The 26,983-nt window shown below is 70.7% G+C and carries 24 protein-coding genes and 1 pseudogene; 18 read left to right on the plus strand and 7 right to left on the minus strand.

The window, feature by feature from the left end:
• The first annotated feature begins 213 nt into the window (after positions 1-213).
• From mqnE to ADL15_RS10570, 6 genes and pseudogenes are all read left to right on the plus strand, one after another.
• Positions 214-1,383 carry an aminofutalosine synthase MqnE gene (gene mqnE, locus ADL15_RS10545; protein WP_067687763.1) on the plus strand — a complete coding sequence of 390 codons (1,170 nt, stop codon included), beginning with the start codon at positions 214-216 and terminating at the stop codon, positions 1,381-1,383.
• A 9-nt stretch (positions 1,384-1,392) separates the two neighbouring features.
• A complete protein-coding gene (locus tag ADL15_RS10550; RefSeq protein ID WP_067687767.1) occupies positions 1,393-1,821 on the plus strand; it encodes a hypothetical protein in 429 nt (142 codons plus the stop codon).
• A 12-nt stretch (positions 1,822-1,833) separates the two neighbouring features.
• Positions 1,834-2,148, plus strand: a pseudogene (locus ADL15_RS56835) (DUF4229 domain-containing protein); the annotation flags it as partial.
• A gap of 185 nt (positions 2,149-2,333) precedes the next feature.
• Positions 2,334-3,254: an ABC transporter substrate-binding protein gene (locus ADL15_RS10560; protein ID WP_067687769.1), complete on the plus strand. Its 921-nt coding sequence runs from the start codon at positions 2,334-2,336 to the stop codon at positions 3,252-3,254.
• On the plus strand, positions 3,251-4,294 hold the full coding sequence (locus tag ADL15_RS10565) for a FecCD family ABC transporter permease (RefSeq protein WP_067687771.1): 1,044 nt from the start codon (positions 3,251-3,253) through the stop codon (positions 4,292-4,294). The genes ADL15_RS10560 and ADL15_RS10565 overlap by 4 nt, the downstream gene beginning before the upstream one ends.
• Positions 4,291-5,118 (plus strand): ABC transporter ATP-binding protein, encoded by an 828-nt coding sequence (locus ADL15_RS10570; RefSeq protein WP_067687773.1) that lies wholly within the window; start codon positions 4,291-4,293, stop codon positions 5,116-5,118. Before ADL15_RS10565 ends, ADL15_RS10570 begins: the two co-directional genes overlap by 4 nt.
• A gap of 73 nt (positions 5,119-5,191) precedes the next feature.
• On the opposite strand, the gene ADL15_RS10575 is transcribed toward ADL15_RS10570, so the two are convergent.
• Positions 5,192-5,953, minus strand: a complete 762-nt coding sequence (locus ADL15_RS10575) for a VOC family protein (protein WP_067687775.1) — start codon at positions 5,951-5,953, stop codon at positions 5,192-5,194.
• A gap of 104 nt (positions 5,954-6,057) precedes the next feature.
• Here ADL15_RS10575 and ADL15_RS10580 point away from each other — a divergent pair, with 104 nt between their 5' ends.
• Positions 6,058-6,483 (plus strand): GNAT family N-acetyltransferase, encoded by a 426-nt coding sequence (locus ADL15_RS10580; RefSeq protein WP_067687777.1) that lies wholly within the window; start codon positions 6,058-6,060, stop codon positions 6,481-6,483.
• 89 nt (positions 6,484-6,572) lie between these two features.
• Positions 6,573-8,135: a hypothetical protein gene (locus ADL15_RS10585; protein ID WP_067687779.1), complete on the plus strand. Its 1,563-nt coding sequence runs from the start codon at positions 6,573-6,575 to the stop codon at positions 8,133-8,135.
• Here ADL15_RS10585 and ADL15_RS10590 read toward each other — a convergent pair.
• Entirely contained in the window at positions 8,116-8,982 is an 867-nt protein-coding gene (locus ADL15_RS10590) for an LLM class flavin-dependent oxidoreductase (RefSeq protein WP_067687780.1), read from the minus strand. The genes ADL15_RS10585 and ADL15_RS10590 overlap by 20 nt on opposite strands.
• 59 nt (positions 8,983-9,041) lie before the next feature.
• Positions 9,042-11,039, minus strand: a complete 1,998-nt coding sequence (locus tag ADL15_RS10595; RefSeq protein ID WP_067687781.1) for a HelD family protein — start codon at positions 11,037-11,039, stop codon at positions 9,042-9,044.
• Between the two features lie 192 nt (positions 11,040-11,231).
• Here ADL15_RS10595 and ADL15_RS10600 point away from each other — a divergent pair, with 192 nt between their 5' ends.
• The 4 genes from ADL15_RS10600 to ADL15_RS10615 all read left to right on the plus strand — a co-directional run bounded on the left by ADL15_RS10600 (position 11,232) and on the right by ADL15_RS10615 (position 15,723).
• The gene (locus tag ADL15_RS10600) at positions 11,232-11,813 is read left to right on the plus strand and encodes an ArsR/SmtB family transcription factor (protein WP_067687900.1); all 582 of its coding nucleotides are present in this window, start codon (positions 11,232-11,234) and stop codon (positions 11,811-11,813) included.
• Positions 11,814-11,862: 49 nt separating this feature from the next.
• Positions 11,863-13,065: an MFS transporter gene (locus ADL15_RS10605; protein ID WP_067687782.1), complete on the plus strand. Its 1,203-nt coding sequence runs from the start codon at positions 11,863-11,865 to the stop codon at positions 13,063-13,065.
• Positions 13,066-13,268: 203 nt separating this feature from the next.
• The gene (locus ADL15_RS10610) at positions 13,269-14,120 is read left to right on the plus strand and encodes a menaquinone biosynthetic enzyme MqnA/MqnD family protein (RefSeq protein WP_067687784.1); all 852 of its coding nucleotides are present in this window, start codon (positions 13,269-13,271) and stop codon (positions 14,118-14,120) included.
• 79 nt (positions 14,121-14,199) lie between these two features.
• Positions 14,200-15,723 carry a COG1361 family protein gene (locus ADL15_RS10615; protein ID WP_157441286.1) on the plus strand — a complete coding sequence of 508 codons (1,524 nt, stop codon included), beginning with the start codon at positions 14,200-14,202 and terminating at the stop codon, positions 15,721-15,723.
• Positions 15,724-16,045: 322 nt separating this feature from the next.
• On the opposite strand, the gene ADL15_RS10620 is transcribed toward ADL15_RS10615, so the two are convergent.
• The 4 genes from ADL15_RS10620 to ADL15_RS10635 all read right to left on the minus strand — a co-directional run bounded on the left by ADL15_RS10620 (position 16,046) and on the right by ADL15_RS10635 (position 21,772).
• A complete protein-coding gene (locus tag ADL15_RS10620) occupies positions 16,046-16,993 on the minus strand; it encodes an aldo/keto reductase (RefSeq protein WP_067687788.1) in 948 nt (315 codons plus the stop codon).
• Between the two features lie 459 nt (positions 16,994-17,452).
• A complete protein-coding gene (locus tag ADL15_RS10625; RefSeq protein WP_067687790.1) occupies positions 17,453-18,283 on the minus strand; it encodes an SWIM zinc finger family protein in 831 nt (276 codons plus the stop codon).
• A 1-nt stretch (position 18,284) separates the two neighbouring features.
• On the minus strand, positions 18,285-21,350 hold the full coding sequence (locus ADL15_RS10630) for a DEAD/DEAH box helicase (RefSeq protein ID WP_067687794.1): 3,066 nt from the start codon (positions 21,348-21,350) through the stop codon (positions 18,285-18,287).
• 29 nt (positions 21,351-21,379) lie between these two features.
• Positions 21,380-21,772 (minus strand): VOC family protein, encoded by a 393-nt coding sequence (locus ADL15_RS10635; RefSeq protein WP_067687796.1) that lies wholly within the window; start codon positions 21,770-21,772, stop codon positions 21,380-21,382.
• 70 nt (positions 21,773-21,842) lie between these two features.
• Between ADL15_RS10635 and ADL15_RS10640 the strand changes: the two genes are divergently transcribed.
• The 6 genes from ADL15_RS10640 to ADL15_RS10665 all read left to right on the plus strand — a co-directional run bounded on the left by ADL15_RS10640 (position 21,843) and on the right by ADL15_RS10665 (position 26,980).
• A complete protein-coding gene (locus tag ADL15_RS10640) occupies positions 21,843-22,604 on the plus strand; it encodes a TetR/AcrR family transcriptional regulator (RefSeq protein ID WP_067687798.1) in 762 nt (253 codons plus the stop codon).
• A gap of 33 nt (positions 22,605-22,637) precedes the next feature.
• Positions 22,638-23,882, plus strand: coding sequence for a cyclic dehypoxanthinyl futalosine synthase (mqnC, locus tag ADL15_RS10645; RefSeq protein ID WP_067687800.1), 1,245 nt, complete (start codon positions 22,638-22,640; stop codon positions 23,880-23,882).
• Between the two features lie 73 nt (positions 23,883-23,955).
• Positions 23,956-24,243, plus strand: a complete 288-nt coding sequence (locus ADL15_RS10650) for a hypothetical protein (protein ID WP_067687802.1) — start codon at positions 23,956-23,958, stop codon at positions 24,241-24,243.
• Between the two features lie 271 nt (positions 24,244-24,514).
• Complete coding sequence (locus ADL15_RS10655) at positions 24,515-25,210, plus strand: demethylmenaquinone methyltransferase (RefSeq protein WP_067687804.1); 696 nt, start codon at positions 24,515-24,517, stop codon at positions 25,208-25,210.
• Positions 25,211-25,309: 99 nt separating this feature from the next.
• Complete coding sequence (locus tag ADL15_RS10660) at positions 25,310-25,570, plus strand: hypothetical protein (RefSeq protein WP_067687806.1); 261 nt, start codon at positions 25,310-25,312, stop codon at positions 25,568-25,570.
• A 117-nt stretch (positions 25,571-25,687) separates the two neighbouring features.
• Positions 25,688-26,980: a geranylgeranyl reductase family protein gene (locus ADL15_RS10665; protein ID WP_067687808.1), complete on the plus strand. Its 1,293-nt coding sequence runs from the start codon at positions 25,688-25,690 to the stop codon at positions 26,978-26,980.
• Positions 26,981-26,983: the final 3 nt, after the last annotated feature.

Here is a 26,983-nt window from a genome sequence, read left to right on the forward strand (position 1 = left end):
TCCTAAAGGTTCATACCGCAGGCGGAGCACCGCTGTCGATCGAAAGAAGATGAAAGGACCCTGAGAATTTCTCGACTTACCCGGGTGCGGAGATTTTCTACCTGGTGAGAGCGATCTGCCGCACGGTGTGGCGTGACACCTCGCCGCCTGTCGCCGTACTGGTTGTCAGAGCCGGGACGTAGTCTCGACGGCGACGACGGGAAAGGGGCGCACATGGATGCCGGACTGAAGCGTGACCTCGAGGCGAAGGTCTACGCGGGCGAGCGGCTCAGCCGTGAGGACGGCATCGCGCTCTACGAGAGTGACGACCTGACCTGGCTCGGCCGGTTGGCTCATCACAAGCGCACCGAGATGAACGGTGACCGGGTGATGTTCAACGTCAACCGCCACCTGAACCTGACGAACGTCTGCTCGGCCAGTTGTGCCTACTGCTCCTTCCAGCGCAAGCCGGGCGAGAAGGACGCGTACACGATGCGCATCGACGAGGCGGTCGCCAAGGCCAAGGAGATGGAGGACGAGCAGCTCACCGAGCTGCACATCGTCAACGGCCTGCACCCGTCCCTGCCCTGGCGCTATTACCCCAAGGTGCTGCGCGAGCTGAAAGCCGCGTTGCCGAACGTCAAGCTCAAGTGCTTCACCGCCACCGAGGTGCAGTGGTTCGAGAAGATCAGCGGCCTTCCGGCCAGCGAGATCCTCGACGAGCTGATGGACGCCGGGCTGGAGTCGCTGACCGGCGGCGGCGCCGAGATCTTCGACTGGGAGGTCCGGCAGCACATCGTCGACCACAACTGCCACTGGGAAGACTGGTCGCGCATCCACCGGCTGGCCCACGAAAAGGGCATGAAGACGCCGGCCACGATGCTCTACGGCCACATCGAGGAGCCCCGGCACCGGGTCGACCACGTGATGCGCCTGCGCGAGCTGCAGGACGAGACCGGTGGCTTCGCGGTCTTCATCCCGCTGCGCTACCAGCACGACTTCGTCGACTCCCAGGACGGCAAGGTCCGCAACCGGATCCAGGAACGCACCACGATGGCGGCACCGGCCGAGTCGTTGAAGACGTTCGCGGTCTCCCGGCTGATGTTCGACAACGTGCCGCACCTGAAGAACTTCTGGGTCATGCACGGCCTGTCGGTGGCGCAGCTGTCGCTCAACTTCGGCGCCGACGACCTGGACGGCTCGGTGGTCGAATACAAGATCACCCACGACGCCGACTCGTACGGCACGCCCAGCACCATGCACCGCGACGACCTGCTCAACATCATCTGGGATGCCGGTTTCCAGCCGGTCGAGCGCAACACGCGATACGAGGTCGTCCGGGAGTACGAGAAGCCGATCAGCCTGGCCGAGCGGCGCAGCGAGCCGCAGAAGGTCTGGGCCTAGGGTGTTCTGATGACCCAGCAGCCGAGCACAGGCCGTGGACTGCGGCGCGAACCCGTACCGGTGGCGAGCGTCGGCGACATGCTCGGCGCGGCGTTCGCCGGCCTGGTCGTCGGGATCGCGGTGGTGCTGGTCCTGGAGGGCATCCTGGCCCTGACCGGCGCCGCCGACTTCGGCGAGACGAACGGCTGGTTGATCGTGATCCTGCCGGTCTGGCTGTTCATCGAGCAGTTCCGGGCCGAGGGCTACGGTGCCGACCGGGTGGTCGTGGCGCTGCTCGGCATCGGGTTCGGCGCGGCCCTCGGGATGACCGTCGCCGGTCTGCTCGCCGACTACACCCCGAACCTGGTGAGCGGCGGGTCCGGCGCGGTGACCGGTACGGTCGTGTACTGCTTCGTCTGGTTCTACGGCCTGCGCTGGCTTCGTCAGCGGTCCGGCTGAGGGAGATAAATCATGAGTCCCGCCATCAAATACACGTTGGGCCGGCTCGGCCTGTTCGTGGTGGTGTTCGCCGCGCTCGTTCCGCTGCCGCTGAACATCCTGGTCAAAGCGATGATCGCGTTCGTCGCCTCGGCCGGTTTCTCGTTCATCCTGCTGCGCAAGTGGCGCAACGAGATGGCCGAGCACCTCGGCTCGGTGGTCGAGCGCCGCACCGCGGAGAAGCAGCGCCTGCGCTCCGCCCTGGCGGGCGACGACGACGCCGTCGCCGCCGGTGACCGCGTCGCCGCCGCCGACGCCTCGACCCCGGCACCGACAGCAGAGAAGACAGCGCCGGCAGCAGAGAAGACGGCGCCGGCAGAAGTGACGACGGCGCCGGCGGAAGTGACGACGGTGTTGGCAGAGGAGAAGACGGCCACGGCCGCCGGGAGCACGGATACTGACGAGGCCGCAGCCACCGGTGAGCTGAAGTCCGAGACCAAGAGCGACGCCGGCAAGTAGTCCGGGGGACCTCCATGAAACGCGCGCTTCTCGCCGCCGCCACCGCGGCGGCCCTGCTGCTCACCGGGTGCGGTGGCGACAAGGATTCCGGGACGCCCAGCACCCGGCCGTCGGCGGGGGAGAGCTTCACGGCCGGGGCGCTGACCCTCGAGCAGCGCCCCGAGAAGATCGTCTCGCTGAGCCCGGTCGCCACCGAGATGCTCTTCGCGATCGGCGCCGGTCCGCAGGTCACCGCAGTCGACGACCAGTCGAACTACCCTGCCGACGCGCCCCGGACCGACCTCTCCGGCTTCAAGCCGAACGCCGAGGCGATCGCGGCCAAGGATCCCGACCTGGTGGTGCTCTCCGACGACGCCGACCAGATCGTCGCCCAGCTCGGCAAGCTGAAGATCCCGGTGTTCCGGACCCCGGCGGCCACCACCCTGACCGATACGTATCTCGAGATCAAGGACCTGGGCTCGCTGACCGGGCACAGCGGCGAGGCCGTCCAGGTCACCTCGGCGATGCAGACCGGCATCAAGCAGATCGTGGCGTCGGTGCCGGCCCGGGCAAAACCGGTCAGCTACTTCTACGAGCTCGGCCCGGAGCTGTACTCGGCCACCTCGAAGACGTTCATCGGCAGCGTCTTCCAGCTGTTCGGGATGACAAACGTGGCCGACGCCGCCGACGCGGACGGCAGCAAGGGCGGGTACCCGCAACTCTCCGCGGAGAGCCTCGTCGCGTCGAACCCGGACACCGTCTTCCTGGCCGACACCAAGTGCTGCCAGCAGTCCGCCGCGACGGTCACGGCGCGTAAGGGCTGGGCGTCGATCACGGCGGTGCGCACGGGCCAGATCTATCCGCTCGACGATGACATCGCGTCGCGCTGGGGCCCCCGTACCGTCGATCTGGTCCAAGCCGTGGCCGACGCGGTCCGCAAGGTTCCGGCTTCATGAGGCCGGCCGGGCTGCGCCCGGCCTGGTTCGCGAGTGGCGTGCTGGCCGTGCTGGTCGCGGTCACCGCCGGCCTGGCCTTCGGATCGGTCCCGCTGCCGCCCGGCGGCGTCGCGGTCGAGCTGCTCAACCTGATTCCCGGGGTCCGCCTGCACAGTGGTCTCACCGAGCGTGAGGTCGCGATCCTGCTCGAACTGCGCCTGCCCCGGGTGGTGCTCGGCCTGGTGGTCGGCGCGATGCTGTCCCTGGCCGGCGCCGCCTACCAGGGTGCGTTCCGCAATCCGCTCGCCGATCCGCACCTGCTCGGCGTCGCCGCCGGCGCCGGGCTCGGCGTGACCGCGGTGATCGTGCTGCGGCCGGCCACGGACGCGGCGGCCGGGCTGCCGATCGGGGTGCCACTTGCCGCTTTTGTCGGCGCCCTGGTCGCGGTCGCGCTGACCTGGGTGCTGGGTGCGGCCGGTGGGCGGGATCGGTCACCGTCGGCGCTGATCCTGGCCGGGGTCGCGGTCTCCGCGTTCCTCGCCGCGATGCAGACCTACCTGCTGCAACGACACGTCGAGTCGCTGCGCGAGGTGTACTCCTGGCTGCTCGGCCGGCTGGGCACCGCGGGCTGGCACGACGTGCTGGTGGTGCTGCCGTACACGGTGGTGACCGCGGTGATCGTGCTGGCTCAGCGCCGCGAGCTGGACGTGCTCACGGTCGGCGACGAGGAGGCGTCAAGTCTCGGCCTGCATCCGCAGCGCAGCCGCTACCTGCTGATCGTGGCCGCGTCGCTGGGCACCGCGGCGGCCGTCTCGGTCTCCGGCCTGATCGGGTTCGTCGGCATCATCGTTCCGCACACGTTGCGGATGCTGACCGGGCCGAGCTACCGCTCGCTGCTGCCGCTGTCGGTGCTCTTCGGCGCGGCGTTCCTGGCCCTGACCGACCTGCTGGCCCGGGTGGCGGGCGGCGCGGCGGAGATCCCGATCGGTGTGGTCACGGCGTTTCTCGGCGCGCCGTTCTTCATCCTGGTGCTGCGCACCAGCCGGTCGCTGACGACATGACGTCCGCTCCCGGTCCGCTCTCCTGCGAGCCGACTTCTTCCGGTACGGCGGCGGGCCCGGCCATCGAGGTCACCGATCTGACCGTACGACTGGACAGCGCCCTGATCGTCGACGCCGTCCACCTGACCGTCGCCGAGGGCGAGTGGGCGACCGTGATCGGCCCGAACGGCGCCGGCAAGTCCACCGCCCTGCGCGCCGTCGCGGGGCTCCTGCCGTTCCGCGGGTCGGTCCACCTGCACGGCCGCCCGGTCGACCGGCTGCACCGCCGGGATCGGGCCAAGGCGGTCGCGGTGGTCGTCCAGAACCCGGTCGTCCCACCCGCGATGACCGTTTTCGACTATGTGCTGCTGGGGCGTACCCCGTACGTTCCGGCGCTCGGCCGGGAGTCGGCCGCAGACCTCGCCGCCGTCGAGGCGGAGGTGACCGCCCTCGACCTGGTCCCGTTCGCCGGCCGCCGGCTGGACACCCTCTCCGGTGGCGAGCGGCAGCGGGTGTTCCTGGCCCGGGCGCTCGCCCAGGGCGCCCGGATCCTGCTGCTCGACGAGCCGACGAGCGCCCTGGACATCGGTCACCAGCAGGAGGTCCTCGAGCTGATCGACCGGTTGCGCGCCGAGCGGGGCCTGACCGTGCTCGCCACCATGCACGACCTCTCCACGGCCGGCGAGTACGCGGACCGGATGGTGCTGCTGGCCGGCGGCCGGGTGGTCGCGGCCGGCACCCCGGTCGAGGTGCTCACCGAGGCGAACCTGGCCGAGCACTACCGCGTCCGGGTCCGGGTGATCCCCGGCGACCACGGCCCCCTGATCGTCGCTGTCCGCTCCTGACCCACGGTCTCCGGCTGGTCCTCAGGGCTGCCTCACGCGCCGTGAGGCAGCCCTGAGGACCAGCCGGGAACCGCTACCGGCGGCCGGCGAGGATGGCGAACGTGCCGCCCTGCGGGTCGGTGAGCACCGCGTAGCGTCCGATGGAGATCGTGGTCGGCGGCTGCACGATCCGCCCGCCCAGCGCGAACGCGTGCTCGGCCGCCACGTCACAGTCCCCGACCGCGAGGTAGACCAGCCAGTACGGCGGCACGTCGTCCGCCCAGCCCTCGCCGACCATCGGCTGGATCCCGGCCACCGGCTGGCGCAGGTTGTCACAGAGCAGGTACGGCAGCCCGCCCACCTGCGCCTCCCGGAACGTCCACCCGAACACCGCACCGTAGAAGTTCCGCGCCCCGTCCAGATCCCGGGTGTTCAGCTCGTTCCAGGTGAGCGCGCCGGGCACGTCGAACACCTCGGCGCCGCGCATCATGCCGGCCTCCCAGACGCTGAACGGCGCGCCGGACGGGTCCAGGAAGGCGGCCATCCGCCCCTGATCCATCACGTCGAACGGCGCCACCAGCACCTTGCCGCCGGCCGCCTCCACCCGTACGGCGACCAGGTCGGCGTCGTCGGTCGCCAGGTACGTGCTCCACGCGGTCGGTTGTCCCTCGCCGAACAGCGGACCGGCGCCGGCCACTGGCAGCCCATTGAGGAGAAAGGTGGTATATCCCCCGAAGTCATCGCCGGACACCTCAACGGTCCAGCCGAACAGACTCGAGTAGAACCGGACAGCGGCGTCGAGGTCCGACGTCGCCAGATCCACCCAGTTGGGAACTCCAGGCGAGGGAACGGTCATAGCCGCATGGTCGCATCCGGACACCATCGCCAGAACGAAACTGTCAGTCTTCTAGCCGAACCGGCGTCGCTCTGCGCACATCGCGACGACCTAAGGTAACCGTCGTGGGAGAGCTGATCTTGCGAGTGGCCGAGAAGTCCGAGTTGGCCGCGGTGCTGGCGTTCTGGCAGGGTGCGGCGGAGAACGACGGTCGGCCGGTGGACACCGCCGCGGCGGTGCAGGCGCTGGTCACGCGGGATCCGGAGGCGTTGATCCTGGCCGTCGACGGTGGCGAGATCGTGGGCACGATCATTGCCGGGTGGGACGGCTGGCGGTGTCATCTGTACCGGCTCGCGGTCGCGCCGCGGCACCGCCGGGCCGGGGTCGGCGGCCGGCTGATCACCGCGGCCGAGGAGCGTTTTCGCAGGCTGGGCGGCACCCGCGCGGACGCCATGGTGCTCGACGCGAACGCGGGCGCGCACGGCATCTGGGCCCGGCACGGCTATCACCCGCAGGCCGAGTGGTCCCGCTGGGTGAAGCCGCTGGTCTGACCGTCGGCCACCGCGGGTCCACAAGGTGAGATGGAGACGCAACAGAAAAGGCTTCCGGACGGGCCTTCGAACGGCGAAGATGCTCGATCGTGGATGACCTCCTGGTGGCGCTGGCCGGTAACACTGCCCTGCCGCCCGCCCTGGTCGACCGCCTGATCGGGCTGGCCGACGAGGAGCTTGCGCGCGACCTCGCCTACCGCTCCGACCTGACGCCCGCCCAGGTGCGCGTTCTCGCCACCCGATTCGAGGGCGCCGCCATCGTGCTGGCCCGCGAAGGCCGCCTCTCCGCCGAGGACTTCAGCGGCAACGGGCCCGGTACCGCCGGCGAGACCGCCGCCACCTGGACGTACGTCGAACTGGCCCTGCTCGACGAAGGCCGTGGCCGGCCGGAGTGGGCGAGGCGGCTCACCGCCGAGCCGAGTTCGGAGATCCGGCAGGAACTGGCCGCCTGCCCGGGCCTGCCGGCGGACGTCGTCGCCGCGCTGGCCGCCGACCCGGATCCGGAAGTGGTCGCCGAGCTGGCCCTGCACACCACGGATCCGGAGCTGCTGGGCCGGCTGGCCGCGCACCGGCACGCCGAGGTCCGGGTGATGGTCGCGGTGAACCGGGCCACCCCGCCGGCCAGCCTGGCCGCGCTGGTCGCCAACGAGCCGCCGCCGGAGGCGTGCCTGGTCTGCGAACGGGAACCGATCCCGTTTGTGCACGACCCGCACTGCCTGCGGACCGACTGCACGCTGCCGCCCGGCGCGGCCTGCGACGGCAGCCACGAATCCACTATCCACAGGATCCGGCGGCAGGCTGTGGATAACTTGGCGACGCCGGTATCCGCGCTGGTCAGGTTCGCGGAGGATCCGTCGACGTTCCTGCGGTGGGCGTTCGCGGCGCGGCCGGATCTGCCGGTCGAGGCCGCTGAGCGGCTCGCCGACGACCCGATTTCCGGGGTACGCGGTGACCTCGCCGAGAACCCCGCCCTGCCGGTCGCCCTGCTCCGCCGGATGGCCGGTGATCAGACGCACGAGGTGCGGCGCAGGCTCGCCCACAACCCGGCGGTGCCACTGGACGTGCTCGCCGAGCTGGCCGGGACCACCCGGATCGGGCCGACCCTGCTGCCCCGGGTCGCCACCGCGACCGACGAGGAGCTCCGGCAACTGGCGGCGAGTGCCAACCCGGAGGTGCGGATGCTGCTCGCGGTCCGCCGTGACCTGCCCGCGGACGTACGGGACGGGCTGGCCGGTGACCCGGACGCGAAAGTGGTCGCCGCGGTGGCCGGGCATCCGGGACTGAGCGCGGCGCGGCTGGCCGCGATGGTGGCGGCTCATGGCGTACGCGTGATAGGTCGTGTCGCCGCGAACCCGGACGCGACAGCGGACCTGCTCCTCGATCTGGCCCGGCGCGAGCCGCGGGTGCCGAAGGCCCTGCGCGAGATCGCCCGGCACCCGCACGCCGACGCGGCGGCCCTGGAGCACTGCCTCGCCGACACGCAGGCCCGGCCGATCGCCGCCGGTCATCCGGCGCTGCCACCGGACCGCGTCGCGGCGCTGCTCACCGACGCGGATCCGCAGGTGGCCGAGTCGGCGGCCGGCAATCCATCGCTACCGGTCGCCGAGATGGCCCGCCTGATCGACGCCGCGGTCAGCGACCCAGTGCGGTGAGCGCGGCCCGGAGCTGCGGGATCGGGTCCGGGCCGAGCGGGCGCAGCACGATCGTCGCGGCGCCGGCCTCGGCCAGCGCCTGCACCTTGCCGGCCACCTGACCGACCGGCCCGATCAGCGAGAAGATCTCCTCGGGCGGCACGCCCAGCCAGCTCGCCTGACCCTCGACCATCGGGCCGGTCACCCGCGCGGCGTCCGCCGGATCGTCGTTGACGTGCAGGTACGTGAAGACGATCAGCTCGTGCTCGTCGGTCGCGCCACCCTTGCGGATGTGCCCGAGCGCGTCGGTCAGCTGGGCCGGGCTGTTGCCCTCGGCGAGTATCGTCCCGTCCGCGACCCGGCCGGACAGCTCCAGCGAGCGCGGCTTCACCACGCCGGTGACGATCGGCGGGACCACCGCCGGCGGGTGCACCAGGCGTACGCCGTCGATGCACACCTCGCGGCCCTGCAGGGTGACCGTCTCGCCGCGCAGCAGCCCCTGCACCACGATGATCGTCTCTTCGAGCAGGGCCAGCTTGGACTTCGCCTCCAGGCCGAGCTGGCGCATCCACTCGGCGACGCCGTGTCCGAGACCGGCCACCAGACGACCGGGGTAGACCCGGGCCAGCATGGCCAGTTCCATGGCGAGCAGGGCCGGGCTGCGCAGCGGGGCCGGGGTGATGCCGATGCCGACCCGGATCCGGGACGTGGCGGCCAGGGCCAGCGCGGCCGTACTGATCGACCCGGCCCAGCCCAGGTCCTCGACGACCCAGAGGTCGTCGGCGCCGGCCTCCTCCGCGGCGACGGCGAAGGCTTGCAGGTCTTCGGGGGACAGGTCGCGGTCGAACAACACTCCGATGCGGGACATCAGCCGATGTTAAGCCGTCCCGCGGACCACGTGGGAGCGTGATCCACAGGACGGCTTTTTTACAGCGGTTGCGGGAGTGGCTTGGCGTGCAGAACCGAGAGCCGGGTGACCGCTCGGGTCAGCACCACGTACAAGCGGTTCAGGCCGCGCGGCTCGGCGGCCACGATGTCGGCGGGCTCGTGGACGATGACATGGTCGTACTCCAAGCCTTTGACCAGCGTCGCAGGGACGACCATGACGCGCGCCGCGGTCTCGAGCTCGTCGGGCCGCGCGTGCTCGATCCCGGCAACCGTGAGGTGCGCGCGGAGCTGATCCACCGCAGCGTCCGCCGCGATGACCGCGATGGACCCTTCGTGTCCGAGGGCCGCGGTGACCTCGGCGAGAGTGCGGGCGTCCAGGTCGGCAGGGTCGGCGACGGGGAGGAGCCTGAGGTCACCGTCGCGGCGCAGCGAGACCGCTTCGGGCACGTTCACGCCGAGCGCCGGCAGGAGGCGGTTGGCCAGGGCCACAACCACTTCCGGTACGCGGAATCCGACGGTCAGCGGCACCACCGCGGCGTCCGGTTTACCGAGGTGGGCCAGGATGTCGTGCCAGTCGGTGGCGGCCCACGGCGCGGTGCCCTGTGCCAGGTCGCCGAGCAGGGTGATCGAGCCGTGCTCACTGCGCCGGGCGATCACGCGCGCCTGCATGGGCGACACGTCCTGCGCCTCGTCGATGACCACGTGACCGAAACTGGTCTCCCGTTCCAGCAGGCCGGCGGCCTCGTCGAGCAGCACCAGGTCGGCGAGCGTCCACTTGGCCGACTTGGCGGTCTTGGGCGGCTTGACCCAGCGGATCGCCTCCTGCTCGTCCGCGGTGAGCAGGTCACCGGCCGTGGACGGGTCGGTCAGCAGCTCGGCGACCAGCGACTCCGGGGTGACGGCCGGCCAGCACGTCTCCAGGAACCCGGCGACCGGGGCGACCTTGCTCATCCGGCGGAGCCAGCCCTCGTTCGGCGAGTTGCCGGTGCGGTACTCCGACTGGCGCTGCAGCAGGCCGACCACGCGGGCCCGGACCCGTTCCCGGCCGACCGCGTAGGGCAAGCCCTCACCGCGGGCCTCGTCGACGATCCGGCGCAGCGGCTCCAGGTCGATCCGCCAGCGGTACGAGCCGTCCGACACCATGATCGGCTCGGTCGGCTCGCCGAGACGGTTCCACAGTGCACTGCGAAGGACCGCTGCCATCCGTACGTCATGTTTGACGACAGCGGCCTGGGCCGTGTCGACCGCCTTGACCGGAGCGCGGCCGACGATTTCGTCCAGCGTGGACTGTTGCACCTCGACCTCGCCGAGGGTCGGCAGCACCGCCGAGATGTAGGAGAGGAACGCGGTGTTCGGCCCGACGATCAGCACACCGGACCGGCGCAGCCGCTCCCGGTGCAGGTAGAGCAGGAACGCCGCGCGGTGCAGCCCGACCGCGGTCTTGCCGGTGCCGGGCGCGCCCTGCACGCAGATCGAGTCGCCCAGGTCGGCCCGGACCAGCTCGTCCTGCTCCGGCTGGATGGTGGCGACGATGTCGCGCATCGGGCCGACGCGCGGGCGCTCGATCTCGGCGGTCAGGATCCGGCTGCTGGTGCCGAGCTCCTCGCCGCGGTCCAGGTGCTCGTCCTCGAAGCTGGTCAGCTCGCCCTTGACGAACCCGAACCGGCGGCGGGTGGCGACGCCCTGCGGGTCGCGGACGCTGGCCCGGTAGAACGAGCGGGACAGCGGCGCCCGCCAGTCCAGCACCATCGGCTCGCCGGCGTCGTCGGTGACGTGCCGGCGGCCCACGTGGTAGGCGACCTCCTCGATGTCGAGGCGGCCGAAGAAGAGCGGGGTGTCCGGGTCGTCGGCGAGCTCCTTGACCCGGCGGGCCATGTGCCGGCCCAGCTGCTCGGCGGTGTAGGCGTCGCCGGCCACCTGGTTGCCGGTGGAGAAGAGCGCTTCGGCGCGGCCACGCATCCGGTGCAGCGCGGCCCGGGACTCGGTCAGGTGTGTGCGTTCGGCGGTGAGTTCGAGGTCCAGTTCAGACGCGGGCACGGGACATCCTCGGCAGGCTGATCAAGGCTTGCGCTCGCGTATCCGGAGGACGGGTCGGCCGCCGCCGGCGCGGGCGACGTCCGCTGCGGTGCATGCTCACCACGGCCGTCATAGCGGCCCTCCACGCTACGCCGCCCACAGGCGCTGTCCACTGATTTTCACCGGCCTCCCCCTCTCGCGGAGAATGTGGGCATGGCTGAGCAGGAGACCAACCGGGCGGACGTGCGGGTGACGGATGCGCGGACGTTGCGGGCGTTGGCGCATCCGGCGCGGATCGAGATCGTCGAGCACCTGAGTGTCACCGGGTCGACGGTGACCGCGACCGAGTGCGCCGGCCTGGTCGGGTTGTCGCCCAGCGCGACCAGCTACCACCTGCGAGAGCTGGCCAAATACGGCCTGGTCGAGCAGGCGCCGAGCCAGGGTGACGGGCGGGAGCGGCGCTGGCGCAGCACCGGGAACGGCCTGTGGATCGCCAGTGACACCAACCAGCCCGAGGCGGTGGCCGCCGAGCGGGCGCTGATCGACGTCTACCTGACCCGGGACCAGCAGCGGGTGCATCAGTGGCTGGACCGGCAGCACCAGGAGCCGGAGGAGTGGCGGGAGGCCAGCGCGATGATGGGCCAGCAGTTGCTGGTCACCGCGGAGGAGATGACCCGGCTGAGCGCGCAGGTGCGGGAGTTGCTGGAGCCGTACCGGGTGCGGGAGCGGCAGGAGGATCCGCCGGCCGGCGCCCGCAAGGTGGTCGTTCAGTACACGGCATTCCCCATGGACTGATTTCGATAGGCGGGTTGCGCCCGTAGATGTGAAGGATTACTTTCGAAGTATGTCCTTCACATCTGCCGGTTCGCGCTGGACGGACGTCTACCTGGTGGCCGCCGGACGGGGTGTCTCCGTCTGCGGCGACTTCCTCGCGGCGACCACGCTCGCCCTGGTCCTGCAGCAGACCGGGCACGGCGGGCTGGCCGTCTCCGGGCTGCTGCTCGCCGCCGCCCTGCCGATGGCCCTGCTCACCCCGCTCACCGGACGGCTGGCCGACCGGGCCGACAGTCGTACGCTGCTGGTCGCCGTCGGCCTCGGGCAGGCCGCGGTCTGCGCCGCCCTCGCCTTCGTCACCCACCCGGCCGCGATCATCGCGCTGGTCGCGCTGCTCGCCGCCGGTCTCGCGGTCACCCAGCCGACCCTGCAGGCGCTGCTGCCGCAGATGGTCCGTCGTGACGACCTGGCCAAGGCCAGTGGCTTGGTGCAGACCGCCAGCCAGATCGGCGCACTGGTCGCCCCGGCGCTGGCCGGGTTCCTGGTCGGGCAGACCGGTTCGCGGGTCCCGCTGCTGATCGACGCGGCCAGCTATCTCGGACTCGTCGTCATGGCGCTGCTGATCCGGACCCGGCGGTGCGGCGGCGCCACCGCCGACCAGGCGACCGAGCCGGTCGCGTTCCGGCTGCGCTCCGATCGGTCGCTGACCGTGATGGCCGTGGCGATCGCCGCCGTGGTCGCCGGGGTCGGCGCGATCAACGTGCTCGACGTGTTCTTCATCCGGGACACGCTCGGCGCCTCGGCCACCGTCTACGGCCTGGTCGCAGCGTCCTGGATGGTCGGGATGGTGCTGGTCACCCCGTTCTTCGGGCGAATCCCGCAGCGCTGGATCTCGGTCCGGCTGGTGCTCGCCGTGCTGGCCGGCGCGAGCCTGGTGGTCCTGGCCGGCTCGACGGTGGGCGCGGCCGGCTGGCTGGTCCCGCTCTGGATCCTGGGCGGCGTCTGCAACGGCGCCCTGAACGTCTGTATGACCGTGATCGTCGCCGGCCGGGTGCCGGCCGAGGCGCACGGCCGTGCCTTCGCCGTGATCACCGCGGTCGTCCAGGGCGCCGGGCTGTTCGGCTTCCTGGTGGCCGGCCCGCTGCTCGAGCACTTCGACCCACGCGTCCTGGTCGCCGGTGCGGGCGCCGCCGGGCTGCTCGCCGCTCTCGCCTGCTGGCCGCTGGTCCGTCAAACCCCCCATTTCGTACGATCAATGGCTTCCCGTCCGTAGGCATCAGCCGCGTCCCGTGGTGGTCTCGCGCCACACTGCGGCCCGCTCCGGACCGTGGCGCGCCCGCGGTCCCCGGCTGGCTCTCCGGGGTGCCTCGGGACGCCGGACACACCCCTGAGCGCCAGCCGGCCTCGCTGCGACCTTGGCCACCCTGATGCTGCTCTCGCCACGGATGTCGCTGAATCAGGGGATACCGTCGCTGCATGAACGACAGCGTCAGTCGGCCCCGGGTCGGGCACATCCAGTTCCTCAACTGCCTCCCGATCTACTGGGGCCTGATGCGGTCGGGCGCTCTGCTCGACGTCGACCTGCACAAGGACACGCCGGACCGGCTCAGCGCCGCGCTCGTCGCCGGTGACCTGGACATCGGCCCGATCACCCTGGTCGAGTACCTGCGGCACGCCGACGAACTGCTCCTGCTGCCCGACCTGGCGGTCGGCAGCGACGGGCCGGTGCTGTCGGTCAACCTGGTCTCCACCCGGCCTCCGACCGAGCTCGACAAGCGCCCGGTGGCGCTCGGTTCCACCTCACGCACCGGCGTCCTGCTCGCTCAGCTGCTGCTCGCCGACCGGTACGGCGTGGAGCCCACCTACTTCCGCTGCCCGCCCGACCTGTCGCAGATGCTGCAGGAAGCCGACGCCGGTGTGCTGATCGGCGACCCGGCACTGCGCGCGATGTACGAGGCACCCGCCCTCGGCCTCCAGGTCATCGACCTGGCCGAGGCGTGGCGGGAGTGGACCGGCCTGCCGATGGTCTTCGCCGTCTGGGCGGTCCGCAAGGACTTCGCCGCGGCACACCCCGGCCAGGTCAAGGACGTGCACGAGGCGTTCCAGCGGTCCAAGGAGCTCTGCCTGGGCGAGCTGGACGAGGTGGCCGAGGCGGCGGCCCGCTGGGAGCCGTTCGACGCGGCCACGCTGGCCAACTACTTCCGGGTCCTGGACTTCTCGCTGGGTGAGCGGCAGCAGCAGGGAATCACGGAATTCGCCCGGCGTGCGGCGAATCGTGGCGAAGTTCCGCCGTTGCCGCAGAATGGCCTGCTCTTCGCCGAGGTTTGATCTTTCAGGGGCAGGGCCTTACGCTCCGCGGACTTTCTCCAGCCGCCCCCGCGCGGCTTCAAGTCCGAAAACGGTGAACATGCGTTTGCGCGCTCTGCTCCGCCGCCTCGTCCTACCGCCGGTCGCCGTCGGCCTGGCCGTGTCCGGCCTGGCCCTGCCCGCGCAGGCCGCCGACTCGATCCTTCCCGGGTTCGCGCTGGTGCTGCTCGACATCACCGACACCGTCACGGTGATCGACGGCCAGTCGAAGACGGTCAAGTTCGAGGTCTACAACCTCGGTGGCGCGGCTGCCGAGAACGTGACGATCGGCTTCGCCGACGGTCCCGACGCGGTGCCGTCCGACATCGGGTTCGTCCCGCCGGCCGGCTGCACGGCGACCGCCTGCAAGATCGCCAAGCTGGCGGGCGGTGAGCGGCGCGCCTACACCCTCACCGTGAAGCCGGACGTCGCGTCCACCACGAACCTGAACTCGTACTTCGACCTGACCGCCACGGTCGGTACCGAAGAGCACGACAAGATGCAGGTCCAGGTGGTGCGTACCACCAAGAGCGCGGTCGACCTCGAGGTCGGTGACCTGAAGGACCTGAAGCTGGGCCGCGGTCAGTCCGCCGACCTGGCGCTGAGCGTCCGCAACACCGGCAACGTGCAGTCCGGCCCGCTCGGCCTGATCGTGTCGACCCTGGGCGCGGGTGTCTCGCCGGACCTGAACTACCGCAACTGCGAGAAGGACGCGGACGTCGAGGGCCTGATCTGCGTCCTCGACGAGAAGCTCGCCCCGGGCCAGGCGGCGACCCTGTCGGCGTCCACCCCCGCGAAGATCAAGGTTGCCGCGGATGCGGCCGGCCCGGCGGACTATCTCGCCGTCGCCGGCGTCGTCGGTCTCACTCAGAACTATGTGGACGCTTTCAAGAAGCGCACCGCCTCGAAGCCCGGCGCCGAGCTGAAGCTCCAGCCGGCGGCCACCGTCGCCGACATCACCGACGACGACGTCGCCGACGACCTGAACCCGGCCGACAACCTGGCCCTGTTCTACGTCAAGGTGCCGAAGTCGGCGGCGGACAGCAAGGCGATCGGCGGTACCTTCCGCGGCACCCCCGGTGACCTGGTCACGGTCAAGGTCGGCACGCAGAACCTGGGCCCGACCGCGACGATCCCGATCAGCACCAAGTGGATCGGGTACGTGCACGTCAACGTGCCGACCAACGTCAAGCTGACCAAGGCCGACGAGTGGTGCGTGCCGGGCACGTCGCCGACCAAGCTCGACCTGAAGTCCGATCTGGACAGCCGGGACTGGGTCTGCCTGGTGTTCGACCAGGTCGCCAAGGGCGGCAAGCGGGTCTTCGCCTTCGAGGCGATGATCCAGGAAGGCTCGCACGAGGCCGGGTTCGTCCAGGTGGACGGCGGTGTGCAGGACACGAAGCACGGCAACGACAAGGCCGCGCTGACCGTGAGCGCCGGTAGCACCGGCGGCGAGGGCGGCGGCCTGCCGATCACCGGCCCGTCGGCCGGACTGATCGCGGGCGGCGGCGCGGCGCTGCTGGCGTTCGGCGTGCTCGCGTTCCGGATGGCCCGCCGCCGGCGCATCATCACCGTCGTCGAGTAGCTCTTCCGCAACGTCCAGTGAGGGCCGGGTGCAATGCACCCGGCCCTCACTGCGCCGCCAATGGCGTGTGAAGTTCCAGCGCACAGCGCACCGCCGCAGGCAGTGTGTGAACTTTCGGTGCGCAGCGCACCGCCGGGGGCGGTGTGTGAAGTTTGGGTGCGGTGCGCACCGAAAGTCCCCACGCAGCGCGCCGCTGCGGGCAGTGTGTGGAGTTGTGGTGCGGTGCGCGCCGAAAGTCCCCACGCAGCGCGCTGCCGCGGGCAGTGTGTGGAGTTGTGGTGCGGTGCGCGCCGAAAGTCCCCACGCAGCGCGCCGCTGGGGGCTAGCTGTTCAGGATGGCGTCCAGGGCGGCGATGTCGGCGACGTCCAGGTGCCAGCTCGCGGCCGCGGCGTTCGCGTGTACCTGGTCGGGCGTGGTCGCGCCGGCGATCACGCTGGTGACCGCGGGGCGGGCGGCCAGCCCGGCGATCGCCACCTCGAGCAGGCTGTGCCCGCGCTCGGCGCCGAACGCGGTAAGCGCCTCGATGGTGTCCCAGTCGGCATGGGCCAGCCACGGCGTGTACCGGTCCTGGGCCAGCCGGGTGCCGGCGGCCGGCGTCTCGCCGCGGCGGTACTTGCCGGAGAGCAGGCCCGAGTCGAGCGGGAAGAACGGCAGCAGGCCCAGCCCGAAGCGCTCGCAGGCCGGGACCACTTCGATCTCCACGTCCCGGTGCAGCAGGCTGTACTGGTTCTGCGCGCTGATGAACGGCGTCAAGCTCCCGGCCCGGGCGGTCCAGTCGGCGTCGGCGATCTGCCAGCCGGAGAAGTTCGAGTTGCCCAGGTATCGCACCTTGCCGGAGCGGACCAGGTCGTCCAGCGCGGTGAGGGTCTCCTCGATCGGGGTGGCCGGGTCCGGCTCGTGGAGCTGGTACAGGTCGATGTGATCGGTCTCCAGCCGGCGCAGCGACGCCTCGACCGCGCGGACCAGGTAGCGCCGGGAGCCGCGGGCGCCGAAGTCGCGTCCGTTCAGTCCCTCCATGTTCATGCCGAACTTGGTGGCCAGCACGACCTCGTCGCGGCGGCCCTTGAGCGCGGCGCCGAGCAACTCCTCGGAGCTGCCGTGCGGGGTGCCGTAGATGTCGGCCGTGTCGAACAGGGTGATCCCGGCGTCGATCGCGGCGTCGACGACCTCACGGGTGCCGTCCGCGTCGAGCTTGCGGCCGAAGTTGTTGCAGCCGATGCCGACCACGGACACGACCAGGCCCGATTCGCCGAGCCGGCGGTAGCTCATCTCACTCATGAAACCGACCTTAGTTCGCGAGCCGGTTCGCGCTGCGGAAGACCTATATATCGGTCATCGTCTATTGACACCGGTTGTGACGCCTCGCATGCTTATGGGCACTCTCCGAGAGGCGAAATCAGCCCAAGTCGGATAGCTCCCCAGCCGCCGCGTCCATCGTGGACTCGCCCACGATCGGTCCACGATGGACGCGGCCCGGACTCTCGCGCCGGACGGCCCCGGGCCGCGGCTCTGCACCACCCGGACTGCAACTCCGCGCGGTCCGCGACGCTCGAGCCGCGCGGTCCGGGAGCGCCTGAGCCGCGCGGTCCGCGACGCGCGGTCCGGGAGCGCCGAGCCGCGCGGTCCGGGCCTGTGGCTCCCCGCAGGTAAGGGCGAGGTCATGCCGAACGGCGGGCCGGCCTGCGTCACCGCTGCCCTGGCCTGCGTTACCGCAGGCCCCGGCCCGCGTCACTCCTCCGGCTGGGCGGCCAGGTCGCGGTAGAGCGGGCGCAGCAGGTCGATCAGCGGAATGTGACGGACCTTGACCGGCGGCGGGTCCAGGGCCCGCAGCAGAAGCTCGGGCGGTGTCCCGCCGCGCGGTGGTCGCTCCCGCAACCGGCCGAGGCTCACCGCGGGGGAGTAGTAGTCGGCCATCCGGTCGGTGAGCGGCTCCTCCGCCACCGCCAGCGGATCCACCGCCTCGCCCGGATCGGTTGTGCCGCGCAGGGCGTCGAGCAGCGTCTCCCGGGCCCGCCCGCGCCAGGCCAGCACCAGGAACGGATCGTCGTCGAACGCCTCGGCCAGCACATACAGCGCCGCAGAGCCGTGTTTGCACGGTATGCCCCAGTCCGGGCAGGAACAGTCGATGTTCAGCTCCGACGGGAAGAGCGGGAGCCCCAGGTCGGTGAACAGCTCGACGATCTCGCGCGGCATCTCGCCGGCCAGCAGCGCGGCGCGATAGAGCGCCTGCGCGCCGAGCGCCTCGGTGATCTCCGTCCACTGTGCCTCGTCGAACGCGGCGATCCGGATCGTCACCTGATAAGGCGTCGGCCGCGACCCCTGCACCCGCGCGACCATCTGCCCGGCGCTCAGGGCGAAGTCGATGACCTGCCCTTTTCGTGCGTAGGCGCGTCCGCGCGCGAGCCGGCCCGGGTCGCAGACCTCCTCCAGCACGTCGACGAAGCGCCGCGACCACCACTGCTCGCCGATCTTGCCGCGTTTCGACCGGACGGCGAGCCCACCGTCCACTTCGATCGGACGAGCCGCGTCGTAGAACTGGCCGGACTTGTCGAACGGCATCTCAGCGCACCGCCGCCGGGTCGAGCGCGAACAGTTCGCGCAGCTGGTCCGTGCTCAGATCGGTGATCCACTCCTCGCCGGTGCCGACGACTGCCGAGGCCAGCGCCTTCTTCCGCTCGATCATCGCGTCGATCTTCTCCTCGAGCGTGCCGGTGCAGATGAACTTGCGGACCTGCACGTCACGCGACTGTCCGATGCGGAACGCCCGGTCGGTGGCCTGGTCCTCGACGGCTGGGTTCCACCACCGGTCAAAGTGGACGACATGGTTGGCCGCGGTCAGGTTGAGCCCGGTGCCGGCCGCTTTCAGCGAGAGCAGGAAGAGCATCGGCTCGTCCTCGGTCTGGAAGCGCTCGACGAGCTCGTCGCGACGGGGTTTGCTGAGCCCGCCGTGCAGCCACAGCACTGGACGGTCCAGGTGCGCCGCCAGGTAGGGCTGCAGCAGGGAGCCCCACTCCGCGTACTGAGTGAAGATCAGGGCCTTGTCGCCGTCTTCGACGATCTCCTCGGCCAGCTCCTCGAGCCGGGCCAGCTTCCCGGACCGGTCGGGCAGCCGGGAACCGTCCTTGAGAAGGTGCGCCGGGTGGTTGCAGACCTGTTTGAGCTTCATCATCGCGGCCAGCACGTTGCCCCGCCGCTGGATGCCCTCGCTGCCCTCGATCTCGGACATCATGTCCTCGACCACGGCCTGGTAGAGGGTGGCCTGCTCGGGAGTGAGCGTGCACCACACCTTCATCTCGTTCTTCTCCGGAAGGTCCGAGATGATGCTCTTGTCGGTCTTGAGGCGGCGCAGCACGAACGGCCCGGTCGCGCGTTTCAACGCGGCGGTCGCGTCCGCGTCCTGGTTGATCTCGATCGGCTCCTGGAACCGGCGGCGGAACCTCTTCGCCGGCCCGAGCAGTCCCGGATTGCAGAAGTCCATGATGGACCAGAGCTCGGCGAGGTGGTTTTCCACCGGGGTGCCGGTCAGGGCCAGCCTGGTGCGCGCCGGGATGGCCCGGACCGCCTGTGACTGGCGGGTGCCGCTGTTCTTGATCGCCTGAGCCTCGTCACAAGCCACCCGGCTCCAGCCGATCTCCCGCAGCGTCTCCAGGTCGCGCGCGGCCGTGCCATACGTGGTGAGCACCAGATCAGCCGCGCCGACCGCGGCGAGGAAGTCGTCACCGCGCTGCCGGGTGCCGCCGTGGTGCACGTAGACCCGCAGCTCCGGGGCGAACCGCTCGGCTTCCTTCTGCCAGTTGGTGATCAGGGACATCGGGCAGATCAGCAGCGTCGGCGCGTTCTCCTCGGGTGCCCGCCCGACGCGCTCGGTGAGCAGCAGCGAGAGGGTCTGCGCGGTCTTGCCCAGGCCCATGTCGTCGGCCAGGATCCCGCCCAGCCCGAGCCGGGTGAGGAAGTGCAGCCAGGACAGGCCCCGCTCCTGGTACGGCCGGAGCGTCCCCCGGAACCCCTCCGGGGTCGGCATCGGCTCGAGGCGCTCGGAGGCCTGGCCGGAGAGCAGATCGCCGAGCACACCGTCGGCGTCCACCTCGATCAGCGGCAGGTCCTCCTCGCCGCCCTCGACCACCTGCTGCAGCACCTCGGCGGCGGTCAGCTCGCCCTCCCGCCGCCGGCCGACCGCCTTGAGCGCGGCCTTGAGCTGGCGATCGTCCAGCTCGACCCACTGCCCGCGGACCCGCACCAGCGGCACCTTGAGCCGGGCCAGCTCGGCCAGCTCCTCGGCGCTGACCGTGCCGTCGCCGATCACCAGGTCGAGCCGGAAGTCGACGATCTCGCTCAGGCCGAACCCGGAGTCGGCGGCCGCCCGCGAGGCGCCCGCCTTGGACCTGGTCCGGGTGGTCAGTTTCAGGCCGACACCCTTGCGCCCGGCCCAGGACGGCAGCTGCACGCCGAACCCGGCCGCCTGCAGCAGCGGGGCAGCCTGGCGCAGGAAGTCGTAGGCCTCGGCGGTGTTCAGCTCCATCGCGGCCGGCTGCTGCTGCCGCAGTGCGTCGTTGAGCTGCGGGAACAGTCTCACCGCGCGGCCCAGCCCGGCCAGCAGCGCCTCGTCGGGCCGCCTCGGCAGGCCCGGGAACCGCTCACCGGCCCAGACCGCCTCGGCCGGCAGGTAGAGGCCGGAGTCCTCGGCCGACTGCAGGGCGAACTCCAGCTGCCAGTCGTCCTCGCCCGGTTCGGGCTCGGTCAGGCGGAAACTGACCCGGATCGGCCCGTTCGCCGCCTGGGCCGCGCGCATCCAGTCGTCGAGCGCCTTGCGCAGGTCGCGCAGCTCGCCGGCGGACGCGTGCGGCAGGGTGGGGTCGGGTGCGGTCAGCGCGGTGATCCAGCGGTCCGGCAGCGGCGCTTTCGGCCCGGCCCGGTGGCCGCCGAGGATCCGCTCCGGCAGGATCACCCGGGCCGACGCGTCGAGCAGCGTCTCCAGCGCGTCCCGCAGGGTCCGCCCGGCCGGGTGCCCCTCGGCGGCCGCGGAACCCGCGCGCGCCGGAGCCGTGACCGGGGTGACCGCCCGGACCACCGGTGGCATCCCCGCCGCGAAGTCGCGGTAGGTGGCCAGGTCGGTGCCGGTCAGCACGGAGCGCCACCGCGCGGCAGGCACCTTCTCCTCGATGGTCAGCTGCGGCAGCATCCGGCCGTGCTGGGCCAGGTCGCAGGCCCAGCCGGCGAGCAGGCAGAGATAACGCAGCGAGGCGCCGGCGACCCAGGCTCCGGCCGGGTCGGGGTCGGCGAGGGCCGCGAGCACGGCCACGGCGGACTCACCGGGCACCACGAGGGTGGGCACGGTCCAGCCGGCCAGCCGGACGCCGCGCGAGGTGGCCGGCTCGACGCCGGTCTCCGGGGAGGGGACCGGCCCCTGTGAGGTGCCGGGCAGCTGGACCGTGCCGGTTCCGATGCTGGTCACGTCATCGGGGAGCGCGAGGGCGCCGGCCAGCGCCTCGGCGCCGGCCGCGAACGGATGTGGGCGGACCTTGGCCCGGGACGCCGAGGTCTCCCGGGCGGTCGGTTCCTCGGCCCAGAGCAGTAACCGGCCTGGGCGCCCGGACCCGGGCGCCCAGGCGCCGTGAACGACGAGCACGTATCAACCCCCTGAGCAGTTCGTCGAGATTATCGGCCCGGCTCGGTCTCGGCCCACTCCACCAACTCGTAAACGACACCATTGGGGTCGGTGACCAGCAGCAGGCGCTCGCCCCAGGGCTCCTCGCGGATCGGCAGGGTGAGCTCGACGCCCTCGGCGCGCAACCGGTCCTGCTCGGCGTCGAGGTCGTCGACCACGAAGGCGACGATCGCGCCGGCGGCGGCCACCTCGCGCAGGTGTGGTGGCAGCACCTCCAGGCCGCGGCGCATGAACATCAGGTCGAGGCCGGCGTCGTCGCGGCCGAGAGAGGCGAACCCGTCAGCCGCCATCCGTTCGACATAGCCGAAGTGGTCCGCGAGAAACTTGCTCGAGGCGGGGACGTCGTCGACGGTGAGCGCTAGTGCGGATGACCGGATTCGCATGGTGCCTCCCCAGGACGGTTAGTTGTACGCCGTACAGAATACGCCGTACAAGAAAGGAGTGCCACCCGAGATGGCCGAAGCGCGCCGCACCATCGATCTGCTCTGGTTTCCGGAGGCGGTCGAGCGCAAGCGAGGCCGCCGTCCGGGCCTGAGCGTGGTCCGGGTCATCGAGACCGGCATCAGCCTGGCCGACGCCGAGGGGCTGGACGCGGTCTCGATGCGCCGGGTCGCGACCGAGCTGGGCGTGGTGCCGATGACGCTCTACACCTACGTGCCGGACAAGGCGACCCTGCTGGAGTTGATGCTGGACCGGGTCTACCTGGCGATGCCTCGGGCCGAGCTGCCGGACCGGCCGTGGCGGGAGCGGCTGACCGCGATCGCCGCGGAGAACCGCATGCTTGTCGAGGAGCATCCGTGGGTGGCCGGTCTGCCGGCCAACCGGCCGCCGCTCGGGCCCGGCCTGATGGCGAAGTACGAGCACGAGCTGCGCGCCTTCACCGGCTGCGGGCTGGACGATGTGGAGATCGACTCGGCGCTGACCTTCCTGATCGGCTTCGTGCAGTCCTCGGCGCGGACCGCCGCCGACGGCCGGGCCGCGGCCGAGCGCAGCCAGGAGACCGACTGGGAGTGGTGGCAGGAGCGCGGCCCGGTCTTCGAAGCGGTCTTCGACCAGCACGCCTACCCGACCGCCACTCGGGTCGGCGCCGCGGCGGGCGCCGCGCTCGGCGCCGCCCACAACCCCGATCATGCGTACGACTTCGGCCTCGCCCGGGTGCTCGACGGGCTGGGCGTGCTCATCGACGGCGCGGGTGGCGGTGACCGAGGCCGCTGACGGCTGTCCGCCGTTGGACGTACGCTTCCTGTCGTGACGGTGAACCCGGAGATCGACAGCATCCTGCAGCGCGGCGCGGACGGTGGGCGGATCACCCCCGAGGAGGCGCTGCTGCTCTACACGGAGGCCCCGTTCCACGCACTGGGCGAGGCGGCCGACGCGGTCCGGCGCCGGCGGTACCCGGACGGCATCGTCACCTACCTGATCGACCGCAACATCAACTACACGAACGTGTGCGTCACGGCGTGCAAGTTCTGCGCGTTCTACCGGGCCCCCAAGCACAAAGAGGGCTGGTCGCACCCGACCGAGGAGATCCTGCGCCGCTGCGCCGAGGCGGTCGAGCTCGGCGCCACCCAGGTGATGCTGCAGGGCGGCCACCACCCGGACTACGGCGTGGAGTACTACGAGGAGCTCTTCTCCTCGGTCAAGCAGGCGTTCCCGCAGCTCGCGATCCACTCGATCGGCCCGAGTGAGATCCTGCACATGGCCAAGGTCTCGAACCTGTCGATCGAGGAGGCCATCCTCCGGATCAAGGCAGCCGGGTTGACCTCGATCGCCGGCGCCGGCGCCGAGATGCTGCCCGACCGGCCGCGCAAGGCGATCGCCCCGCTCAAGGAGAGCGGTGCGCGCTGGCTCGAGGTGATGGCGGTGGCTCACCGTAACGGCCTGTCCTCGACCGCGACCATGATGATGGGCACCGGCGAGACCAACTTCGAGCGCATCGAGCACATCCGGATGATCCGTGAGGTGCAGGACCTCGCGGTGGCGAACGGGTACCGCGACATCGCGGTGGAGGAGTCGCACGAGGTCGGTGGCTTCCGCGCCTTCATCCCGTGGACGTACCAGGCAGAGAACAACCACCTGAAGGGCCGCACCCAGGCGACCACGATGGAGTACCTGCGGTTCATCGCGGTCTCCCGGCTGTTCTTCGACAACATCGCGCACCTGCAGGCGTCCTGGCTGACCACCGGCAAGGACATCGGCCAGCTCTCGCTGCACATGGGCGTCGACGACCTGGGTTCGATCATGCTGGAGGAGAACGTGATCTCCTCGGCCGGTGCCAAGCACCGCTCCAACCTGCAGGAACTCATCTCGATGATCCGCACCGCGGACCGGATCCCGGCCTGGCGCGACACGTGGTACAAGCACCTCGCGGTGCACCGGACCGCCGCCGACGACCCGACCGACGACCGCGTGGTCTCGCACTTCTCGTCGATCGCGATCCCCGGTGGCGGCGTGGCGGGGCGTACCCAGCTCCCCCTTGTGGACGCCCAGTAACGGCCGGATAGGACGATCGGAACAGCCGATCTATCGACAGACATGGTCGGCTGTTCGTTGCATTCTGTGACGCATGCTGAACAGCAGCGTGTCACTGCTGACCTTCGTCGTCACCGCGATCGTGGTGTTCTTCTTCACCGCGGCCTGGGTCAAGTTGAAGAACGCCCGTGGTGGCTACCGCGTGGCCAAGACCGCGGTGGGTGTGACCCGCAAGGCCATGTGGTCCGCGGCCGGCGCGTTGGTCTGGTCCGCGGTGGTGGCCGCGATCCTGGTGGTGGTGCTGGTCGCCTGGCAGGCGCGAGATCTCGCCGATGCCGCCGAGAACACGCCCTCACCGAGCCCTTCGGCGCGTCCGAGCTGACCGTTCGGCCAGGGTGGGGGTCGTCGGACCGGGGAGGGCTGTATTGCTCCTTCGTAACGAGCCCGCCTGTTGGCTGTACCGCGCCGTTCCCGCTGGTTACGTTGCCTGCGTACGGAACCGGAAAAACTTATGCGTCGCCAGGCGGTCAGCGTCGGTGACGAGCAGTCGGACCCGACCGATGGCGGTCGTATATATAACGCACAAGGCACGGGCGGGATGGGAAACCATCCCGCCCGTTCTGTTTGGCGACGTAGTGGCAGAGTTGGTTGACGTGACGCGCGCAGATCTGGACAAAGAGCCCCACGAGGTCGCCGAGATGTTCGACGGCGTGGCCAAGCGCTACGACCTGACCAACACGGTGCTCTCCTTCGCACAGGACCGCAGCTGGCGCCGGGCCACCCGGGCCGCGCTGGGCCTGCGGCCGGGTGAGCGGGTGCTGGACGTGGGTGCGGGCACCGGCGTCTCCACCGACGAGCTGGGCCGGTCCGGCGCGTTCGCGGTCGGCGCCGACATCTCGGTCGGGATGCTGCAGGCCGGCCGCCGGGTGCGGGCCGAGGTGCCGCTGCTGGCCGGTGACGCGCTGCACCTGCCGTTCCCGGACGCCACCTTCGACGCGGTGACGATCTCCTTCGCGCTGCGCAACGTGGTGGACACCGGCGCTGCGCTGCGTGAGTTCGCCCGGGTGACCCGGCCGGGCGGCCGCCTGGTGGTGTGCGAGTTCAGCACGCCGACGAACCCGGCCTTCCGGACCGTCTACATGCAGTACCTGATGCGCTCGCTGCCGGTGGTGGCGCGCGGGGTGTCGAGCAACCCGGATGCGTACGTGTACCTGGCCGAGTCGATCCGCGCCTGGCCGGACCAGGCCGGGCTGGCCGGGCGGATCGCCGAGTCGGGGCCGTGGGACCGGGTCGGCTGGCGCAACCTGACCGGCGGAGTGGTGTCGCTGCACCGGGCGACCCGCCGCTGACCGGCCGTACCGAAAACGGATCCTGATCAACTCGCGCGTGTCGGTGACAAAACGGTCATTTCACGTACGCGGAGCGAATCGACTGTTTAGCTCGAAGTTATGACAAAAATCGGGCAGCTCGAGGACACCGACATCGACATCGCGATTGATGAGGGCGAGGCTGGTGAGCGGCGTGCCAGTGAGCTGGCCAATCGCATCCGGATGGTCGCCGCCCAAGATCCCCTGTTGGCGCAAGACCTGGTAGAGGAACTGATCGTCGCTTTGGACCGGGCGATGGACGGCACTATCCGAGATCATCTCGAGGGCCCGGCCCGGGGGATCGCAGATCGCGTTTTGGGGGAATCTGCCCCGATTCGTTAGCCACGCCGAAACAATTAGGCTGACCTGAGCGCAAAGATCTTCGATAGTCGGCCTAGACTCCGATCGAGGCGCGCTTGTGAACTAATTCACGAGCGCCGCGGGATCGGAGGCTGCACCGTGACTGACCACTCGCCATCGACCGTCGCCGACGAGGCTGACGTGATCGTGGTCGGCGCGGGGCCCGGTGGCAGCGCGGCCGCGTACCACCTCGCCCGGCACGGAGTTCGCGTCCTGCTGCTCGAGAAGACCGAGTTCCCGCGCGAGAAGGTCTGTGGCGACGGCCTGACCCCGCGCGCGGTCCGGCAGCTGGTCCGGATGGGCATCGACACCTCGGAGAAGGCCGGCTGGCTGCACAACCGCGGCCTCCGGGTGATCGGCGGCGGGGTCCGGCTCGAGCTGGACTGGCCCGAGCTGGCCAGCTTCCCCAACTACGGCCTGGTCCGCACCCGGATGGACTTCGACGACATGCTGGCCGACCGCGCGGTCGAGGCCGGCGCGCTGCTGCGGACGAACGTGAACGTGATCGGCCCGGTCCTGAACGAGGACGGGTACGTGATCGGCGTCGAGGCCAAGATCGGCCCGGACAAGGAACCCGTCGAGTACCGCGCTCCGCTGGTGATCGCCGCCGACGGCGTCTCCGGCAAGTTCCCGCTGGCGCTGGGGCTGGCCAAGCGCGACGACCGCCCGCTCGGGGTGGCCGTCCGGCGCTACTACCGCTCCGCGGTCAAGGCGGACGACAACTACCTGGAGTCCTGGCTGGAGCTGCGCAGCGCGCAGGACCCGAGCCGGCTCCTCCCGGGTTACGGATGGATCTTCGGGCTGGGTGACGGCCGGGTGAACGTGGGCCTCGGCATCCTCAACTCGTCCGATGCGTTCGGCAAGACGAACTACCGGCACCTGCTCACCGACTGGCTCGGCTCCACCCCGGAGGACTGGGGTATGCGGGGCGAGGAGAACGCGGAGGGCCCGACGCTGGGCGCGGCGCTCCCGATGGGCTTCAACCGGGTGCCGCACTACACCCGCGGCGTGATGCTGGTCGGCGACTCGGGTGGCATGGTCAACCCGATGAACGGCGAGGGCATCGCGTACGCGATGGAGTCCGGTGAGCTGGCCGCCGAGGTGGCGGTGCAGGCACTGGCCCGCCCGGCGGGACCGGAACGGGAGCGGGCGCTGCGCGCCTACCCGTCCGAGCTGAGCCTGCGGTTCGGCGGTTACTACCGCCTGGGTGGTGTGTTCGTGAAGCTGATCGGCAACCCGCAGATCATGCGGCTGGCCACCAAGCACGGCATGCCGCACCCGACGTTGATGAAGTTCGTCCTCAAGCTCCTGGCCAACCTCACCGACCCGCGCGGTGGCGACGCCATGGACCGCATCATCAACGGCTTGACGAAGGTGGCGCCCTCCGTCTGACCG

The sequence above is a fragment of the Actinoplanes awajinensis subsp. mycoplanecinus genome, assembly GCF_001509495.1.
Lineage (GTDB): Bacteria > Actinomycetota > Actinomycetes > Mycobacteriales > Micromonosporaceae > Actinoplanes > Actinoplanes palleronii.

Coding starts and splice junctions, on each gene's coding strand:
- mqnE (WP_067687763.1), top strand. CDS start 214: ATGGATGCCGGACTGAAGCGTGACCTCGAGGCGAAGGTCTACGCGGGC.
- ADL15_RS10550 (WP_067687767.1), top strand. CDS start 1,393: ATGACCCAGCAGCCGAGCACAGGCCGTGGACTGCGGCGCGAACCCGTA.
- ADL15_RS10560 (WP_067687769.1), top strand. CDS start 2,334: ATGAAACGCGCGCTTCTCGCCGCCGCCACCGCGGCGGCCCTGCTGCTC.
- ADL15_RS10565 (WP_067687771.1), top strand. CDS start 3,251: ATGAGGCCGGCCGGGCTGCGCCCGGCCTGGTTCGCGAGTGGCGTGCTG.
- ADL15_RS10570 (WP_067687773.1), top strand. CDS start 4,291: ATGACGTCCGCTCCCGGTCCGCTCTCCTGCGAGCCGACTTCTTCCGGT.
- ADL15_RS10575 (WP_067687775.1), bottom strand. CDS start 5,953: ATGACCGTTCCCTCGCCTGGAGTTCCCAACTGGGTGGATCTGGCGACG.
- ADL15_RS10590 (WP_067687780.1), bottom strand. CDS start 8,982: ATGTCCCGCATCGGAGTGTTGTTCGACCGCGACCTGTCCCCCGAAGAC.
- ADL15_RS10600 (WP_067687900.1), top strand. CDS start 11,232: ATGGCTGAGCAGGAGACCAACCGGGCGGACGTGCGGGTGACGGATGCG.
- ADL15_RS10605 (WP_067687782.1), top strand. CDS start 11,863: ATGTCCTTCACATCTGCCGGTTCGCGCTGGACGGACGTCTACCTGGTG.
- ADL15_RS10610 (WP_067687784.1), top strand. CDS start 13,269: ATGAACGACAGCGTCAGTCGGCCCCGGGTCGGGCACATCCAGTTCCTC.
- ADL15_RS10615 (WP_157441286.1), top strand. CDS start 14,200: ATGCGTTTGCGCGCTCTGCTCCGCCGCCTCGTCCTACCGCCGGTCGCC.
- ADL15_RS10620 (WP_067687788.1), bottom strand. CDS start 16,993: ATGAGCTACCGCCGGCTCGGCGAATCGGGCCTGGTCGTGTCCGTGGTC.
- ADL15_RS10625 (WP_067687790.1), bottom strand. CDS start 18,283: ATGCCGTTCGACAAGTCCGGCCAGTTCTACGACGCGGCTCGTCCGATC.
- ADL15_RS10635 (WP_067687796.1), bottom strand. CDS start 21,772: ATGCGAATCCGGTCATCCGCACTAGCGCTCACCGTCGACGACGTCCCC.
- ADL15_RS10640 (WP_067687798.1), top strand. CDS start 21,843: ATGGCCGAAGCGCGCCGCACCATCGATCTGCTCTGGTTTCCGGAGGCG.
- ADL15_RS10650 (WP_067687802.1), top strand. CDS start 23,956: ATGCTGAACAGCAGCGTGTCACTGCTGACCTTCGTCGTCACCGCGATC.
- ADL15_RS10660 (WP_067687806.1), top strand. CDS start 25,310: ATGACAAAAATCGGGCAGCTCGAGGACACCGACATCGACATCGCGATT.